Raw genomic sequence first — 15632 nt, forward strand, 5'->3', positions numbered from 1 at the left:
TGGCACAGGCGTCAACGACGTTTTGCAATTTTGTTTCAAAATCTTTGGAACCCATTGGAAAAGAACGCGTTTTTTCACGCATTTTGGTGCACCTCGATCGCGTCAGCCTGCCCTTGTGGCCAGATGGCGCCGACATTCCGTGATTCTCCTGATTCTTTGGGCCATTGTAAGCCAATCCTTAAACCCGCACGGAATAAGCCCGCATCAATGGTCGCCCCACTCGCCCCGCCTCTTCCGCCTGATGGCACGCCCGCGCGCGTCAGCGTGATCGTGCCGGGCTTTGGCGTGGCGGCGTTCCTGGGCGAGGCACTGACATCGCTGCAGCGCCAGGACATGACCGCGTGGGAAGCGATCGTGGTGGATGATGGCGATCCGGCGGTGGCCGGTGCGCTCGCGCCGTTCCGGTCCGATCCGCGTATTCGTTTGTGCCAGACCGCGAACCACGGCGTTTCGGCCGCGCGCAATGCCGCCATCGCGCAAAGCACGGCGCCTCTGATCGCGCTGCTCGATGGCGATGACCTGTTTCGCCCGGCCTACCTTGCGACCATGGTGCCGGTGCTGGAAGCCGATCCCGCGCTGCGCCTCGCCACCTGCAATGCCCGCATGTTTGGCGCCGTGGCAGGAGAGCGTTATTGCGTGGAGCACCTCCAGAGCACGCGCGGCACCTGGCTTGGCGTGCTCGACCGCTCGTTCAATGTCTATATCGGCTCGGTCTTTCGCCGCGCCGATTGCCTGGCCGTGGGTGGCTTTGACGAAACCATGACCCATGCCGAAGATCTCGACCTGTGGGTGCGGCTCATGGCGCTGGGCGGCGAAGCGCATTATGTCGACGCGGTGCTATGCGAATACCGCGTTCGCGCCGGTTCCGCATCGGCCCAGGCGCTGCGCCTGCTGCGCGGGAGCCTGAAAGTGCAGAGCAAGGCCCGCGCCAGCCTACCGCCTGGCGCGCCGGACATTGCCACGGTCGAGCGCTTGATGAACGACACGCGCGATGCATTGGCATTCGAGGAAGCCATCGATCGCATCGTCGCCGGCCAGGCGCGTTCGGGCTTGGCGGACCTGCGCCAGATCGGCACGCGGCTGAATGGGCATATGGGTGGCCCGATTTGGCAGCTGGCCCTAGCGCTGTGGCACTGGCTGCCGGGGCTGGCCGCGCCTATGCTGCGCTGGCGCCGCCGCGCCCATCGCCGTGGCGGCACGCGCGGCGCAGCGTCTCCCAGCTATCTCGATAGCGAGCAGTGACCATGCCCGGCCTGCTTGCCCCACCATCCCCTACTCCTTTTGCAAAGATGCCCGCCATTCCTGCCTCACCTTCTTCGACACCGGCCGTCACCGTGGCCACCAGCGTGTACAACGCGGCGCAAACCCTGGGCCCGGCGATCGAGAGCGTGCTGGCGCAGACCTTTGGCGATTTCGAATTCCTGATCCTGGATGATGGATCGACCGACGATAGCCTGGCGATTGCCCAGGCCTATGCTGCGCGCGATCCGCGCGTGCGGCCGATCGCGATGCCGCGCCAGGGCCTGGTGCGCAGCCTCAACCAGTTGTTCGCGCAGGCCCGCGCCCCGCTGGTCGCCCGCTTCGATGCCGACGATATCTGCATGCCGGAACGCCTGGCGCGTCAGGTGGCGTTCCTGGCAGAGCATCCCGACCACGGGCTGGTCGCTTGCGAGACTACGTTCATCGACGAGACCGGCGCCCCGGCGCCAAACCCGCCGATCCAGCGCCCGCACGATCATGGCGCCATTCTGGCCGCGCTGGAGCATGGACCGATCCTGTGCCACAGCGCCGTCATGGTGCGCACCGATCTGGTGCGCGCGGCGGGCGGCTATCGCGAGGCGTTTATCCACGCGGAAGACTATGACCTGTGGCTGCGCCTGGCGAGCGAGACGCGCATGGCCAACCTGGCGGAATGCCTGCTCGCCTATCGCATCACGCCCGGCCAGGTGAGTTCGCGCCATGTCGTGGCCCAGGCGCGCAATGCCGCGATTGCCTGGCTGGCCCATGGTGCGCGGGCGCGAACCGGAAGCGACCCGACCGCGCAGCTTTCCGCCCTGCCCACTCTCGACATGCTGGATGGCATGTTTGGCGCAGGCAGCGCGGCCTATGTGCGGCAGCGGATGATCGATCGCCTGCTCTATGCGCCCGATCGCCTGGCAGGCGAGGCCTGGCCCGTGCTGTTGGGCCATATCGCCGATGGCGCCCCCAGGGCACGGTTGTGGCGCACCGCGATCCGCCTGCTGAAAGCCGGGCATCCGCTGCGCGCCATGCAGACTGCGATCGCCCTGGCGCGGCAAGCAGCATGACGGCGAAGCGCGACACGCCCCGCCGGCCCCATCCGGCAACCGGCAGCCCGGCGCCCGAAATGTCGGTGCGCACGGCAGCGGCCTGGGCGTTGATGTCGCAATACGCCTCTTTTGCCATTCAGTTCGCCACCAGCGTGGTTCTGGCCCGGTGGTTCATCACGCCGGCGCAGCTCGGGCTGTTTTCGATCGCCTTTGCCGCGGTCACGATCGTGGCGTTCCTGCAGGACTTCGGCGTGGCGCGCTATGTCAACGGCGAGCGCGACCTGACGCCGGAAAAGCTGCAGACCGCGTTCACCATCTCGGTGGTCTTTGCCTGGGGCATCGCACTGCTGGCGCTGGCCAGCGCCGTACCGGTGGCGCGCTTCTACAACGATCCCGCACTCTTGCCGGTGCTGCTGGTGGTGGCATCGTCCTATCTCTTGGTGCCCTTGTCGATCGTGCCGCAGGCGACCTGCCAGCGCCGCATGGACTACAAGTCCAACACCATGATCGAGGTGGGATCGTCGATCGCCAACGCCGCCACGGCGGTGACTTTGGCGGTGCTCGGTCATGGCGCGCTGGCGCTGGCCTGGGGCGCCTTTGCCCAGCAGGGCGCGCGCCTGGTGGTGAGCCAGTGGCGCGCCGGCGTGATGGTGCCCTGGCCGCTGCGGCTGAAGGGGGCACGGCCGGTGCTGGAGCTGGGCGGGACCAATTCGGTGCTGTCCACCTGCTATTCGATTACGGCGCGGGCGCCCGAACTGGTGATCGGGCGGCTGATCGATAACACCGCCGTCGGGCTGTTCGCGCGCGCTTCAGGCCTGGCCCTGCAACTGCGCATGCTGGTGGCGGGCGCGGTGACCGGCGTGTTCTATCCCGCGTTCCGCCGGGTGCGCGACCAGGGCGATCCGCTGGGGCCGCCCTATCTGCGCGTGGTCGCCGCCTATACCGGCGTGACCTGGCCGGCCATGGCCGGCATCGCCACGCTGGCGCAGCCGCTGATCCAGGCGCTCTATGGCGAGCGCTGGTTGGCCGCCGCGCCACTGCTGCTGTGGGTGGCGCTGGCGCAGCTGTGCTATATCTCGCTGCCGCTCAATGCCGATCTGCCGCTGCTGCTGGGGCGCAAGCGCGGGCTGATCCACCGCAACATCGTGGAAACCGTGCTGTCGGTGGGCCTGATCATCGCCGCCGCGCCGTTTGGCCTGGTGGCGGTGGCGATCTCGCGCTTTGTCCACGGGCTGATCTGGATGGTGATCTATGCCCCGTTCATGCGGGCGATGCTGGATTTTTCCTGGTCGAGCCTGGCGCGCATCTATGGCCAGAGCCTGGCCGTGACAGCAGCGGCAGTGGCGCCGCTGCTGGCGAGCTATGCGCTATGGGCCGGGCCGGGCGCGTGCGGTTTGGGCCAAGTCTTTGCCATGGTGGCAGCAGGCATCCTGTGCTGGCTTGTCGTCATGCGGTTGACGCGCCACCCCCTGCTTGGCGAAGTGCTGGGCCTGGTGGGTGAAATCGTCGCGGCGCTGCCTTGGCGAAAGCAACCGGTTTCGCCGTGATACGGTGGTGAATATCCCGTTTCCGTTCGATCCGGGCCTGCGCAGTTGAAAATAGCAATGGCGCTGCCGTCCAAGCAGGCGTAACCTGCTGAGCGGAGAGGAACCTGACGATGTTGATGCTGGCCCAAAAGGTTGCCGGCACGCTCGGCCCGCTCGCCTTGATGGCGGCGGCCCTGCCGGTGTCCGCGCAACCTGCGCAAACCGCCCCGCTGACTGCGACGCCCCTGCTTGCCGCACCGAAACCTGCCACGGGCGATGGCCTGCCCCCGATGGAAGAAATCCACCTGGGACAGGATGCGCGCACCCGACTCACCGTGCCGGTCACGATCGGCAGTGCCGGGCCCTTTGCCTTCATCGTCGATACCGGCGCGGAACGCACGGTGTTGACGCGGCAGACAGCACAGGTGCTCGGCCTGGCGCCCAGTGGTCGCGCCACGCTGGTGAGCGTCGCCGGGCTGGAAGACGTGGACCTGGTCACCGTGGCCGAAATGTCGCTTGGCACCCGGCGCTTTTCCGGGCTGGAAGCACCGTTGGTGGACGGGCACGACCTGGAGGCTGAGGGCATTGTCGGCCTCGATGGGCTGCAGGACCAGCGCGTGACGATCGATTTTGCCGCGCACCGCATGATGATCGGCAATGCCGCGCCCGATGCGCCGCATGCCGACGGCTATGACATCGTCGTTACCGCGCGGCGCCGTTCGGGTCAGTTGATCATGACCGAGGCCACGGTCGATGGCGTGAGGACCGATGTGATGATCGATACCGGATCGGATACCTCTATCGGCAATCGCGCCCTGCAGCGCGCGCTCAACCGCCGGCAGGGCGAGCAACAGGCCCGCCTGATCGCGGTGACCGGACAGGTCATCACTGCCGACGTGGGCCAGGCGCGCGTTATGCGGATCGGCGGCATGGATATCCGCAACCTGACCTTCGCGTTTGCCGATGCCCCCGCCTTTGCCCACCTCAAGCTCAGCCGCCGCCCCGCGCTTTTGCTGGGCATGCGCGATTTGAGCGCGTTCCAGAAGGTGGGGATCGATTTTGCCCGGCGCCGGGTGATGTTCGATTTCACGCCAGCCGCGCCACAGGCGCTGGCCGCGCGCTGATTGCTGGCAAACAGCAGGTGGCATCTGCCGGCAAAATGCCTATGTGAAGGCGATGCCGCCCGAAAAACCAAATGCCCCCGGTGCCCGCCACGATGGCTGGCACACACTCCAGCGCTTTCTTCCCTATCTATGGCCGGCCGATAATCCCGGTCTGCGCTGGCGCATCGTCGTGGCGTGCGTGTTCATCCTCGCCTCCACCGGGGTGCAGCTTTACCTGCCCTATCTGCTGAAATGGGCGGTCGACGCCATGAACACGTCCGGGCCGCGCCTGGGCATGTTGGCGATGTGGACGGTGCTGGGCTATGCCGCCGGGCGCTTTGCCGGGGTGGCGTTCGACAACCTGCGCAACATCGTGTTCGAACGCGTGGGCCAGGATGCCACGCGTTCGCTGGCAGAGCATGTCTTTGCCCAGTTGCACCGCCTGTCGCTGCGCTTTCACCTGGCACGCCGCACCGGCGAGGTAACCAAGACGATCGAGCGCGGCACCAAGAGCATCGATACGATGCTCTATTTCATGCTGTTCAACATCGCCCCCACCATCCTGCAACTGATCGTTGTCGCGGTGATTTTCTGGATCACCTTTGGCTGGGGCCTGGTGGCGGCAACGGCCGTGGCGGTGGCGGCCTATATCTGGGTCACGCGCACGATCACCGAATGGCGCAGCCACCTGCGCGAGCGGATGAACCGGCTCGATGGGCAGGCGCTGTCGCGCGCGGTGGATTCGCTGCTCAACTACGAAACGGTCAAGTATTTCGGCGCCGAAAAGCGCGAGGAAGCCCGCTATGGCCAGGCCGCGCGCGCCTATGCCGATGCGGCCGTTGCCAGCGAAAACAGCCTTGGCCTGCTCAACATCGCGCAGGCGCTGGTGGTCAACCTGCTGATGGCCGGTGCGCTGGCCTACACCGTGTGGGGCTGGTGGCATGGCCAGTTCACCGCAGGCCAACTGGTGTTCGTGCAGACCTACCTGACGCAGCTGTTCCGCCCGCTCGACATGCTGGGCATGGTCTATCGCACGATCCGCCAGGGGCTGATCGACATGGCCGAGATGTTCCGCCTGATCGACACCGACGTGGAAGTGGCCGACAAGCCCGGCGCTCCGGCGCTGGTCGTGCGCCGGCCATCGCTCACGTTCGACAATGTCGTGTTCGGCTATGATCCCGATCGCACGATCCTGCATGGCCTCTCGTTCGAAGTGCCGGCGGGCAGCCGCGTGGCCATTGTCGGGCCTTCGGGCGCGGGCAAGTCCACTATCGGCCGCCTGCTGTTCCGTTTTTACGATCCGCTCTCGGGCCGCATCCTGATCGATGGGCAGGATATCGCCACGGTCACGCAGGCCAGCTTGCGCGCGGCGATCGGCATCGTGCCGCAGGATTCGGTGCTGTTCAACGATACCATCGGCTACAACATCGCCTATGGCCGCGAAGGCGCCACGCCCGATGATGTGGCCGCAGCGGCGCGCGGTGCGGCGATCGGCGATTTCATCGCCCGCCTGCCGCAAGGACTGAACACCGAGGTGGGCGAACGCGGGCTCAAGCTGTCAGGCGGGGAAAAGCAGCGCGTGGCGATCGCCCGCACTTTGGTGAAAAATCCGCCGATCCTGCTGTTCGATGAAGCGACCAGCGCGCTCGATACCCGCACCGAGCAGGATATCCTGGGCACGCTGCGCGACGTGGCCACCAATCGCACCACGCTGTCGATCGCGCACCGGCTTTCCACCATTGCCGATAGCGACACGATCCTGGTGATCGACCAGGGCCGCCTGGCCGAACAGGGCAGCCACGCCGATCTGCTGCGCCGCGCCGGGCTCTACGCCGAAATGTGGGCGCGCCAGGCCGCCGAAAGCGAGGAACTGGGCGAGGCGGCAGAGTAAGGCTCTTTTCTCCCCCTCCTCTTCAGAGGAGGGGGTCGGGGGGTGGTGGATGCGCAGCGCAAGGCTTCGCACCACCCCCAGCCCCTCCTCTAAAGAGGAGGGGGGTATGAAGCTGATTTTACAAAGTTTTCTTTTACCTCAAGCGAATCCGTCACTTCACCACATCGGCCCCGTGCCACACCACGGCCTGCGCCACCTTGATGCAGTCCATGCCGCCGTCATAGGTCATCGACGGTGAGCCATAGAGGCGCCAGCCCTGGGCCAGGGCCTCTGACACGCGCTCGCAAAAGGCGCGGTCGTCCTTGCCGGTGAGCAGGCGATAGATCGGGCGGTTGTCGGGCGTTTCGTGCATGGGCAGGGTTTACCATGGCGGCGCCCGCTTGCCAGCCCGCGTGTTTGACGGCACCACCGGCGGCCATGGAACCGATCGCCAGTCCCGACGCCATCCCTTCTCCCGAGACCGCAAAGCGCAACTGGCTCGATCACCCGCGCGGGCTGTGGGTGCTGGCCGGCACAGAGTTGTGGGACCGCATTTCCTGGCATGGCATGGTGGCCATGCTGGTGCTCTACATGACCGGCGAACTGCTGCTGCCCGGGCGGGTGGAGCATGTCGTCGGCTTTACCAGCTATCGCGCGGGCCTCGAGCATGTGTTCGGCCCGATGAGCGTGACGCAATTGGCCACGCAAACCTTCGCGCTCTATTTCTCGGCGATCACGTTCCTGCCGCTGGTCGGCGGCTGGATCGGTGACAAGGTGATGACCCGCCGTGCTGCGGTCAGTCTGGGCGCCCTGACGATGACGGCTGGGCATTTCGCCATGGCATTCGATGCCACGTTCCTGCTGGCGCTGGTCCTGCTGGTGATCGGCGCGGGCCTGTTGCGCGGCAATCTGATGCCGCAGATCCGCGCGCTCTATGCGGCGGGCGACCGGCGGCTGGGCGATGCCTTCCAGGTCTATACGTTCTGCATCAATGTCGGTGCGTTCATCGCCCCGATCGCCAGCGGCACCATGGCCAAGTACTATGGCTGGCACGCCGGCTTTGCCGTGGCGGGCGTGGGCATGCTGGCCGGCTTGATCTGGTATCTGGCCGGATCGCGCCACCTGCCGCCGCAGGTGCCGCCGCGCCAGGCCGGACCGGCGGTGCCGCTCACCGGGCCGGAAAAGCGCAATGTCTGTCTGCTCGCCATGGTCTGGCCATTCAGCGTGGCATTCTGGACCGCGCAGGCGCAGGTGTGGAACGTCTATAGCCTGTGGGTGCGGGACCATATCGCCATGACCGTGGGCACGTTTGCCGTGCCGATCCCCTGGCTGCAATCGCTTGACGGGCTGGCCCCGGCGGTGGAGGCGCCGCTGCTGATCCTGCTGTGGCGCTGGCAGGCCACGCGCAAGGCCGAACCTGACAGCCTGACCAAGCTGGCTACTGGCTGCCTGATCTTTGCCGCCTCCACGCTCCTGCTCGCTCTCTCGCCCACGGCCACGCGCGGGCCGATCTGGCTGCCGGTGGCGTTTCACCTGCTCTCAAACCTGGGCGCAATGTTCTTTGCCCCGGTGATGCATGCCTATTTCGCCACCCGCGCGCCGGAACGCTGGCGCGGGACGCTCATCGGGGTGGAAATGCTTTCGGTGGCCGTGGCCAGCCTGATCAGCGGGCCGATGGGAGGATGGTACACCCAGGTCAGCCCGCCGGTGTTCTGGCTCGTGACGGCAGCGATCCCGGCGATTGCCGGCGTCCTGCTCCTGGCCCTGCGCCATCCGTTGCGGGTGTTCGGCGGCCCCGACACGCTGGTGAAAAACGAAGCTGGGACGGCGGGTCACTAACCCACCGCCCCCACGCCGTTACAGGATATACTTCGACAGATCCGCATTGCCGGCCAGTCCCGCCAGGCGATCGGCGACATAGGCCTCATCCACCGTCACCGTGGTGCCGACGCGATCCTCGGCGTCAAAGCTCACTTCTTCCAGCAGCTTTTCCATCACCGTCTGCAGCCGCCGGGCGCCGATGTTCTCCACGCTCTCGTTCACTTGCGCGGCGGTGCGGGCAATCGCGCGCACCGCTTCGGGCGTGAAGTCCAGCGTGACCTGCTCCGTGCCGAGCAAGGCACGATACTGTTCCACCAGATTAGCGCGGGTTTCAGCCAGGATGCGCACAAAGTCATCCTCGCTCAGCGCCTTCAGTTCCACGCGGATCGGCAGGCGGCCCTGCAATTCGGGCAGCATGTCCGAAGGCTTGGCCACGTGAAACGCGCCCGAGGCGATGAACAGCACATGGTCGGTCTTCATCGGGCCATACTTGGTGGCAACCGTCGTACCCTCGATCAGCGGCAGCAGATCGCGCTGCACGCCTTCGCGGCTGACAGAGCCGCCGCGTACGTCGGACACGGCGATCTTGTCGATCTCGTCGATGAACACGATGCCGTTGGTTTCCGCGTTCTGCAGCGCCACGCGCGCCACGTCATCCTGGTCCATGCGCTTTTCGGACTCTTCGTCCACCAGCTTGTCCCAGGCATCGGCCACGCGCATCTTGCGGCGCTTCAAGGGCTGGCGACCAAACGCCTTGCCCATCATGTCCGACAGGTTGATCATGCCAACGTTGGCGCCAAGCCCTGGAATTTCCATCGGGGCGGCAGGGGCATCCTCCACCTCGATTTCCACTTCCACGTCGTTCATCGCGCCTTCGCTCAGCCGCTGGCGAAAGCTTTCGCGCGTCGCTTCGCTGGCACCATCGCCCACCAGGGCCTTGAGCAGGCGGTCCATCGCCGCCTTGCTTGCCGCCTCGCGCACGGCTTCGCGGCGGCGGTCCTTTTCCAGGCGGATCGCTTCTTCGGCCAGGTCGCGGGCGATCTGCTCGACGTCTCGGCCGACATAGCCCACTTCGGTGAACTTGGTCGCTTCCACTTTGACGAACGGCGCATCGGCCAGGCGGGCCAGACGGCGGCTGATCTCGGTCTTGCCGCAGCCGGTCGGCCCGATCATCAGGATGTTCTTGGGGCTCACCTCATCGCGCAGGTCGGGCGAAAGGCGCTGGCGGCGCCAGCGGTTGCGCAGGGCCACGGCGACGGCGCGCTTGGCATCGGCCTGGCCAACGATATGCTCGTCCAGCGCGCGGACGATGGCCTTGGGGGTCAGACTGTCGAGCATCAGATTTCTTCCAGCGTCACGCGGTCATTGGTGAACACGCAGATTTCGGCCGCCACCTGCATGGCGCGGCGGGCGATCTTTTCGGGATCGTCTTCATAGGCATCCACCGCCCGCGCGGCGGCCAGGGCATAGTTGCCACCCGAACCGATCGCGGTAATGCCGCCTTCGGGCTCCAGCACGTCGCCGTTGCCGGTCAAGACCAGCAGCGTGCTGGCATCGGCCACGATCATCAGTGCTTCCAGATTGCGCAGGTATTTGTCGGTGCGCCAGTCCTTGGCCAGTTCCACCGCCGCGCGCATCAGCTGGCCGCGATGCTGCTCCAGCTTGCGCTCCAGCCGCTCGAACAGGGTAAAGGCATCGGCCGTGGCCCCGGCAAAGCCGGCGATCACCGATCCATCGCCGATGCGCCGCACCTTGCGCGCATTCGGCTTCATCACCGTGTTGCCCATGGAAACCTGGCCGTCACCCGCAATCACGGTACGGCCGTTCTTCTTCACCCCGATGATCGTGGTGCCGTGCCACTGGACCAGGCCGTGGCTCGCCTTGCTATCGTCCATGCCGGCGATATGGGATCGCCGGCATGGCTTTCAAGCCACCGCCCTGGCTCAGCTGCCGTTCGGGCCCGAGCCGGCGGGGCCACGGCCCTGGCCGGTGGTGCCGCCCGGCATGGCGCCGACCGAGCCGATATTGCCGAACAGATCCTGGAAGAAGCTGCGGTTGCGGCCCAGCGTCGGCGTCGCTTCGCGCACCGGATGGATCGTGGGCACGCGGGTCAGCGTGACGCGGTCGATCGTGCTGACGTTGCCGGCGGGATCGAAATTGACCTTGAGCACCTGCTCGCTGCTGGTGCGCGGGCGCTTGAACGGCTTCTGGCGGGTATCGATCGACACGTAGTACCAGCTTTGCGGGCCGAACTGGCTCTTGAACGTGGCCTGGCCCAGCGCGCGTTCCACCGACAGGCGGTTGTCCACGCCCGGCTGCACCGAATCGGTCAGCGCCTTGTCCATCTGGAACCCGCGATGGTCGCGGATACTGGCGCAGCCGCTGACCAGCACGACCAGACCAGCCAGCGCCGTCGCCTTTGCCACCCGCGCCGCACCGTTCAGGGCCATCCGATTCTCGCGCATTCGATCACTCCAAATTCGACCCTTGCGGGACATGCGGGCTGTCTGATGGGCCCGATCCCCACTGGCACCACGCACAAAGGCACACTTTGCCTTCGCGCCACAGCGCCCTATATCCGCGCAAGCCTTAGGGGCGAAACGGGTTGTCCGCAATGGCGGCGTGCCGGTTTGCGCCGTCCGGTTGAAATTGGCCGCGCCCCGGCGCTGCTGCCACGCTTGCAAAGGATGCCCGCCCCATGTCCCTTCTTGCCCGTCTGCTGGGCCAGACCCGCGATGATCGCGATGCCGCCCGCCCGCTGTGGCACCGCGTGGTGGAAATCGCGCGCGAAAAGGAATGGTATGCCGATTGCGGCGTGGCCGATACCGTGGCCGGGCGGTTCGACATGATCACCCTGGTGCTCAGCATCGTGCTGGTGCGCATGGAACGCGATCCCGGGCTGATCCCGGCATCGGTGTGGTTGACCGAACTGTTCGTGGAAGACATGGACGGCCAGCTACGCGAAAGCGGCGTGGGCGATCTGGTGGTGGGCAAGCATGTGGGCAAGCTGATGAGCACGCTGGGCGGCCGCCTGGGCGCCTATCGCGACGGGCTGGAAGCGGATGAAGACGCCTTTGCCGCCGCGCTTGCCCGCAACATGACATTGACCGAGGGCACAGACCCCCTGCCCCTTGCCCGCCGTGCACGCGCCTTTGCCGCCGGCCTGGCGCTGGCGCCGGCAGACCGGGTCCTGGCTGCGGAGATTGGACGATGAGCAATACCCCCGAATATTCCTACATCGTCGATCTGCGCCAGATCGGCGACGCGCCCCTGGTGCTGGAGCCCGATGCCGATGCGCGCCGGCGCCTGGCCGGCCGCTTTGGTATTTCGGCGATCGATGCCGTGCGGGCACAGGTCAAGCTGACCGCCGATGGCCCGGTGGTGCGCGCCGATGGCCGCCTGACCGCCGCGATCATCCAGGCCTGCGCGATTTCCGGCGAGGATTTCCCGGTCAAGATCGACGAGCCGCTGCACCTGCGCTTCGTGCCCGAAACGCAGATCGCGGCCGAGCCGGATGAAGAGATCGAGCTGTCTGCCGACGATTGCGACGAGATCCCCTATACCGGGCTGACGTTCGACCTGGGCGAAGCGGTGGCGCAAAGCCTGGCGCTGGCGATCGATCCCTTTGCCGAAGGCCCCCTGGCCGACAAGGCCCGGGCCGAACACAACCTCGCCGGTGACGAGGCCAGCGGGCCGTTCGCCGCCCTGGCTGCCCTGCGCGGCAAGGAATAAGGCACATGGCCAGACCGCAAGGCAACACCGCCCCCGGCGGGCCCGGCGCGCGCGATCTCACGCGCGGGCCGATCCTGAAAACGCTGCTGCTGTTTTCGATGCCCACGCTGGTGGGCAATATCCTGCAATCGCTCAACGGGTCGATCAACGCGATCTGGGTCGGGCGCCTGCTGGGCGATTCGGCGCTTGCGGCCACGGCCAATGCCAACGTGGTGATGTTCCTGGTCTTTGCCGCCGTGTTCGGCTTCGGCATGGCCGCCACGGTCAAGGTTGGGCAATCGTTTGGCGCGGGCAATGTCGATGCCGCGCGGCGCACGTTCGGCACGGCCGTGGGCTTTTGCGTGGGCCTGGCGATGATCGTGGCCACGGCGGGCTGGATCTTTACCCCGGCGTTGCTGCGCCTGATGTCCACGCCGGCCGATATCTTCGGCTTTGCCCTGGCCTATCTGCGCGTGATCTTCGTGGCGCTGCCGGCAACGATGATCTCGGTCATGATCTCGATGGGCCTGCGCGGCGCGGGCGATGCCAAGACCAGCCTCTATTTCATGATCGTGTCGGTAGTGCTCGATTGCGGGCTCAACCCGGTGTTCATCGCCGGGCTGGGGCCGATCCCGGCGCTCGGCATTGCCGGATCGGCGCTGGCCACCGCGATCTCGTCCTATGTCTCGATGCTGGTGCTGGTGATCTATGCCTATGCCCGCAACCTGCCGCTGCGCCTGCGCGGGGCGGAACTGGGCTATCTGGTGCCGCGCATGGACGAGCTGCGCTATATCGTTACCAAGGGCCTGCCGATGGGCGCGCAGATGCTGATCGTGTCGGGCGCGGGCATCATCATGCTGGGCCTGGTCAACCGCGAAGGCTCGATCGTCAGCGCGGCCTATGGCGCATCGCTGCAGGTGTGGACCTATCTGCAGATGCCGGCCATGGCCATTTCCGCCGCGCTCAGCGCCATGGCCGCGCAGGCGATCGGCGCCGGCCTGATCGATCGGCTGGGGCGGATCACGCGCGCTGGCCTGATCCTCAATTTCGCCGTCACCGGCCTGATGACCGCGCTGCTGCTGGCGTTCGACCGCCCGGTGCTGGTGCTGTTCCTGGGCTCGACCAGCCCGGCGGTGGACATGGCGCGCCATATCCAGTTGCTCGCCAGCTGGAGCTACATCCTGTTCGGGATGACGATCATGCTGTTCGGCACGATGCGCGCGGGCGGCGTGGTGATTGCGCCGCTGATCGTGCTGTCCATCGCCATGTTCCCGGCGCGGCTGGGGTTCTATTCCTTCGCCTATCCCTCGCTCGGGGCCGATGCGCTGTGGCTCGCCTTCCCGGTTGGCTCGCTCGCGGCCGTGGCCATGGCGGCGATCGCCTATGCCCGGCCCGGCTGGCGCGAAAAGGCGCGGGTGGTGAGCCAGGCGCGCCGGCAGGAAAGCGAAGCGGCCGCCGAATGCGCTGCGGAAACCGTGCCTGCCTGAGCGGCGGACAATCGCGATGGCAAATTGGGAAAGGTGGGGGGATTTCTGTTGCCCGGCACCCCCCGGGCCGCTGGTATCACTTCTGTTGACCGGCGTGTCCAGCCGCGCTTTCGCTTTGTAAGATCAGGCCGTTAGGCCGTCAGGTTACGCGGCGAGAGCAAGTGCTTCGTTGTCGTTGGCACTTGTTGGTTTTGAGCCTTGAACGGGTTACTCAGCCCGGGCGAAAACAACGCTTTTCAACACACGTCGATCCTAGTTCGGCCCCGTCATCTTTCCCGCCTGGCCCAAGAGCCGGAACGAGAGAGGTGGTGGAGCCGCCGGGTACCGCCCCCGGGTCCGCTGCGTCTATTGCACGCCGCAGTTTATCGCCATAGCCGGGTCAAACCCGGCACGACTCCATATAGGGATTCCTGCGGCGTTGGGAAGGGGGTGCTGTGCCCGGCGCAGCCTGTGCAAAAAATCGCGCCAGGATCGGCCGCATTCTCTCCCCATCCTCTTCAGAGGAGGGGGTCGGGGGGTGGTGGAAAGATAGCGCAAGGCTTCGCACCACCCCCAGCCCCTCCTCTGAAGAGGAGGGGAGCATGAGATGGCGCGCGCCAGCCAGCGTCAGTCCTTCGCCTTGAGCGCGTCCCTGATCTCGATCAGCAGGTCCACCTCACTCGGCCCCTTGGGCGCGGCGGGCTTGGCTTCTTCCTTGCGGATCAGCGAATTGGCCGCCTTCACGATCAGGAAGATGATGAACGCCACGATCAGGAAGTTCACCGCCTGGGTGATGAAATCGCCATAGCCGATCATCGGCACGCCCGCCGTCTTGAGCTGGGCATAGTTTTCCGGATCGCCCTTGAAGCTGGCCGGAATCGGCCCAAGCCGCACGAAGTACTTGGTGAAATCCACGCCGCCCGTAACAAAGCCGACCACCGGCATGATCACGCTTTCGGTCAGCGAGGTGACGATCTTGCCAAAGGCACCGCCGATGATCACACCGACCGCCAGGTCGAGCACGTTGCCACGCGCGATGAACGTCTTGAACTCTTCGAGAATGGCCACGGCGCATTTCCCCTTCTTAACCACACAATCGCAAATGATTGCCACCACCGCCAGCCGGCGGCAAGCGCGCAGGCAAATCGTTTACAGTTCGATCAACGACAAGGCACTGCCCTTGATCCGCAACCATGCCGCGCTATGTCTCTTGCGCATCTGCAACGAGGATCGATCCATGTCCCGCGCTTTCAACCGCTTCCTGCCCCGCTTTGCCTTGGTCGCCGTGGCGGCCGGCAGCCTTGCCGGCTGCGGCGTCAACACGATCCCCACGGCCGAGGAAAACGCCAAGGCCAAGTGGGCCGAAGTGCAGAACCAGTACCAGCGCCGCGCCGATCTGGTGCCCAACCTGGTTGCCACAGTCAAAGGCTATGCCAAGCAGGAACAGGATACCCTGGTCAAGGTGACCGAGGCACGCGCCAAGGCCACCTCGGTCCAGATCACCGCAGCCGATCTTACCGATCCGGCCAAGGTGGCCGCCTACCAGAACGCCCAGGGCCAGCTGTCGCAGGGCCTGGGCCGGCTGATGGCCAATGTCGAAGCCTATCCCGACCTCAAGTCGAACGAAAACTTCCTGGCGCTGCAAAGCCAACTGGAAGGCACGGAAAACCGTATCGCCGTGGCCCGCCGCGATTACAACGACGCGGTACAGTCCTACAACACCACGATCCGCACGTTCCCGGCGGTGATCGGCGCCAAGGTGATCTATGGTGCCAAGCCGATGGTGCCGTTCCAGGCGACGACGCCGGGCGCCGATACCGCGCCCAAGGTCAATTTCAATTAAGCCG

At 66.0% G+C, this 15632-nt stretch carries 15 protein-coding genes and 1 other RNA gene; 10 read left to right on the forward strand and 6 right to left on the reverse strand.

Annotation, left to right across the window (positions count from 1 at the left end; translation table 11 throughout):
* The first annotated feature begins 207 nt into the window (after window positions 1-207).
* The 5 genes from SCA01S_RS19220 to SCA01S_RS19240 all read left to right on the forward strand — a co-directional run bounded on the left by SCA01S_RS19220 (window position 208) and on the right by SCA01S_RS19240 (window position 6808).
* A complete protein-coding gene (locus SCA01S_RS19220) occupies window positions 208-1242 on the forward strand; it encodes a glycosyltransferase family 2 protein (protein WP_062788286.1) in 1035 nt (344 codons plus the stop codon).
* Between the two features lie 47 nt (window positions 1243-1289).
* A complete protein-coding gene (locus SCA01S_RS19225) occupies window positions 1290-2306 on the forward strand; it encodes a glycosyltransferase family 2 protein (RefSeq protein WP_062788288.1) in 1017 nt (338 codons plus the stop codon).
* Window positions 2303-3835, forward strand: a complete 1533-nt coding sequence (locus tag SCA01S_RS19230) for a lipopolysaccharide biosynthesis protein (protein WP_062788290.1) — start codon at window positions 2303-2305, stop codon at window positions 3833-3835. Before SCA01S_RS19225 ends, SCA01S_RS19230 begins: the two co-directional genes overlap by 4 nt.
* Before the next feature lie 110 nt (window positions 3836-3945).
* A complete protein-coding gene (locus tag SCA01S_RS19235) occupies window positions 3946-4938 on the forward strand; it encodes an aspartyl protease family protein (RefSeq protein ID WP_062788292.1) in 993 nt (330 codons plus the stop codon).
* A 52-nt stretch (window positions 4939-4990) separates the two neighbouring features.
* On the forward strand, window positions 4991-6808 hold the full coding sequence (locus SCA01S_RS19240) for an ABCB family ABC transporter ATP-binding protein/permease (protein WP_062788293.1): 1818 nt from the start codon (window positions 4991-4993) through the stop codon (window positions 6806-6808).
* Between the two features lie 151 nt (window positions 6809-6959).
* On the opposite strand, the gene SCA01S_RS19245 is transcribed toward SCA01S_RS19240, so the two are convergent.
* The gene (locus tag SCA01S_RS19245; protein ID WP_062788295.1) at window positions 6960-7160 is read right to left on the reverse strand and encodes a DUF1737 domain-containing protein; all 201 of its coding nucleotides are present in this window, start codon (window positions 7158-7160) and stop codon (window positions 6960-6962) included.
* Between the two features lie 65 nt (window positions 7161-7225).
* Here SCA01S_RS19245 and SCA01S_RS19250 point away from each other — a divergent pair, with 65 nt between their 5' ends.
* Window positions 7226-8626, forward strand: coding sequence for a peptide MFS transporter (locus SCA01S_RS19250; protein WP_084391138.1), 1401 nt, complete (start codon window positions 7226-7228; stop codon window positions 8624-8626).
* Between the two features lie 18 nt (window positions 8627-8644).
* On the opposite strand, the gene hslU is transcribed toward SCA01S_RS19250, so the two are convergent.
* Genes hslU through SCA01S_RS19265 form a run of 3 tightly spaced genes read right to left on the reverse strand, consistent with a single transcriptional unit; the run spans window position 8645 to window position 11073 of the window.
* Window positions 8645-9946 carry an ATP-dependent protease ATPase subunit HslU gene (gene hslU / locus SCA01S_RS19255; protein ID WP_062788297.1) on the reverse strand — a complete coding sequence of 434 codons (1302 nt, stop codon included), beginning with the start codon at window positions 9944-9946 and terminating at the stop codon, window positions 8645-8647.
* Window positions 9946-10503 (reverse strand): ATP-dependent protease subunit HslV, encoded by a 558-nt coding sequence (gene hslV, locus SCA01S_RS19260; protein ID WP_022676924.1) that lies wholly within the window; start codon window positions 10501-10503, stop codon window positions 9946-9948. Before hslV ends, hslU begins: the two co-directional genes overlap by 1 nt.
* Before the next feature lie 48 nt (window positions 10504-10551).
* Window positions 10552-11073, reverse strand: a complete 522-nt coding sequence (locus SCA01S_RS19265) for an outer membrane protein assembly factor BamE (RefSeq protein ID WP_054132673.1) — start codon at window positions 11071-11073, stop codon at window positions 10552-10554.
* A 233-nt stretch (window positions 11074-11306) separates the two neighbouring features.
* On the opposite strand from SCA01S_RS19265, the gene SCA01S_RS19270 reads away from it, so the two are divergent.
* The 3 genes from SCA01S_RS19270 to SCA01S_RS19280 are packed head-to-tail and all read left to right on the forward strand — an operon-like array spanning window position 11307 to window position 13806.
* A complete protein-coding gene (locus SCA01S_RS19270; RefSeq protein ID WP_062788298.1) occupies window positions 11307-11822 on the forward strand; it encodes a ubiquinol-cytochrome C chaperone family protein in 516 nt (171 codons plus the stop codon).
* Complete coding sequence (locus tag SCA01S_RS19275; RefSeq protein WP_062788300.1) at window positions 11819-12340, forward strand: YceD family protein; 522 nt, start codon at window positions 11819-11821, stop codon at window positions 12338-12340. Before SCA01S_RS19270 ends, SCA01S_RS19275 begins: the two co-directional genes overlap by 4 nt.
* Window positions 12341-12345: 5 nt before the next feature.
* Complete coding sequence (locus SCA01S_RS19280) at window positions 12346-13806, forward strand: MATE family efflux transporter (RefSeq protein WP_062788301.1); 1461 nt, start codon at window positions 12346-12348, stop codon at window positions 13804-13806.
* Window positions 13807-13877: 71 nt separating this feature from the next.
* Here SCA01S_RS19280 and ssrA read toward each other — a convergent pair.
* Both ssrA and mscL read right to left on the reverse strand, forming a co-directional pair.
* Window positions 13878-14235: a transfer-messenger RNA gene (ssrA, locus tag SCA01S_RS19285) on the reverse strand.
* Window positions 14236-14412: 177 nt separating this feature from the next.
* Window positions 14413-14853 carry a large conductance mechanosensitive channel protein MscL gene (gene mscL / locus SCA01S_RS19290; protein WP_062788302.1) on the reverse strand — a complete coding sequence of 147 codons (441 nt, stop codon included), beginning with the start codon at window positions 14851-14853 and terminating at the stop codon, window positions 14413-14415.
* 169 nt (window positions 14854-15022) lie between these two features.
* Here mscL and SCA01S_RS19295 point away from each other — a divergent pair, with 169 nt between their 5' ends.
* Entirely contained in the window at window positions 15023-15628 is a 606-nt protein-coding gene (locus SCA01S_RS19295) for a LemA family protein (protein WP_043609664.1), read from the forward strand.
* Window positions 15629-15632 lie beyond the last annotated feature (4 nt).

The organism is Novosphingobium capsulatum NBRC 12533 (assembly GCF_001598375.1).
GTDB lineage: Bacteria > Pseudomonadota > Alphaproteobacteria > Sphingomonadales > Sphingomonadaceae > Novosphingobium > Novosphingobium capsulatum.

Coding starts and splice junctions, on each gene's coding strand:
- SCA01S_RS19220 (WP_062788286.1), top strand. CDS start 208: ATGGTCGCCCCACTCGCCCCGCCTCTTCCGCCTGATGGCACGCCCGCG.
- SCA01S_RS19225 (WP_062788288.1), top strand. CDS start 1,290: ATGCCCGCCATTCCTGCCTCACCTTCTTCGACACCGGCCGTCACCGTG.
- SCA01S_RS19230 (WP_062788290.1), top strand. CDS start 2,303: ATGACGGCGAAGCGCGACACGCCCCGCCGGCCCCATCCGGCAACCGGC.
- SCA01S_RS19235 (WP_062788292.1), top strand. CDS start 3,946: ATGTTGATGCTGGCCCAAAAGGTTGCCGGCACGCTCGGCCCGCTCGCC.
- SCA01S_RS19240 (WP_062788293.1), top strand. CDS start 4,991: ATGCCGCCCGAAAAACCAAATGCCCCCGGTGCCCGCCACGATGGCTGG.
- SCA01S_RS19245 (WP_062788295.1), bottom strand. CDS start 7,160: ATGCACGAAACGCCCGACAACCGCCCGATCTATCGCCTGCTCACCGGC.
- SCA01S_RS19250 (WP_084391138.1), top strand. CDS start 7,226: ATGGAACCGATCGCCAGTCCCGACGCCATCCCTTCTCCCGAGACCGCA.
- hslU (WP_062788297.1), bottom strand. CDS start 9,946: ATGCTCGACAGTCTGACCCCCAAGGCCATCGTCCGCGCGCTGGACGAG.
- hslV (WP_022676924.1), bottom strand. CDS start 10,503: ATGGACGATAGCAAGGCGAGCCACGGCCTGGTCCAGTGGCACGGCACC.
- SCA01S_RS19265 (WP_054132673.1), bottom strand. CDS start 11,073: ATGCGCGAGAATCGGATGGCCCTGAACGGTGCGGCGCGGGTGGCAAAG.
- SCA01S_RS19270 (WP_062788298.1), top strand. CDS start 11,307: ATGTCCCTTCTTGCCCGTCTGCTGGGCCAGACCCGCGATGATCGCGAT.
- SCA01S_RS19275 (WP_062788300.1), top strand. CDS start 11,819: ATGAGCAATACCCCCGAATATTCCTACATCGTCGATCTGCGCCAGATC.
- SCA01S_RS19280 (WP_062788301.1), top strand. CDS start 12,346: ATGGCCAGACCGCAAGGCAACACCGCCCCCGGCGGGCCCGGCGCGCGC.
- SCA01S_RS19295 (WP_043609664.1), top strand. CDS start 15,023: ATGTCCCGCGCTTTCAACCGCTTCCTGCCCCGCTTTGCCTTGGTCGCC.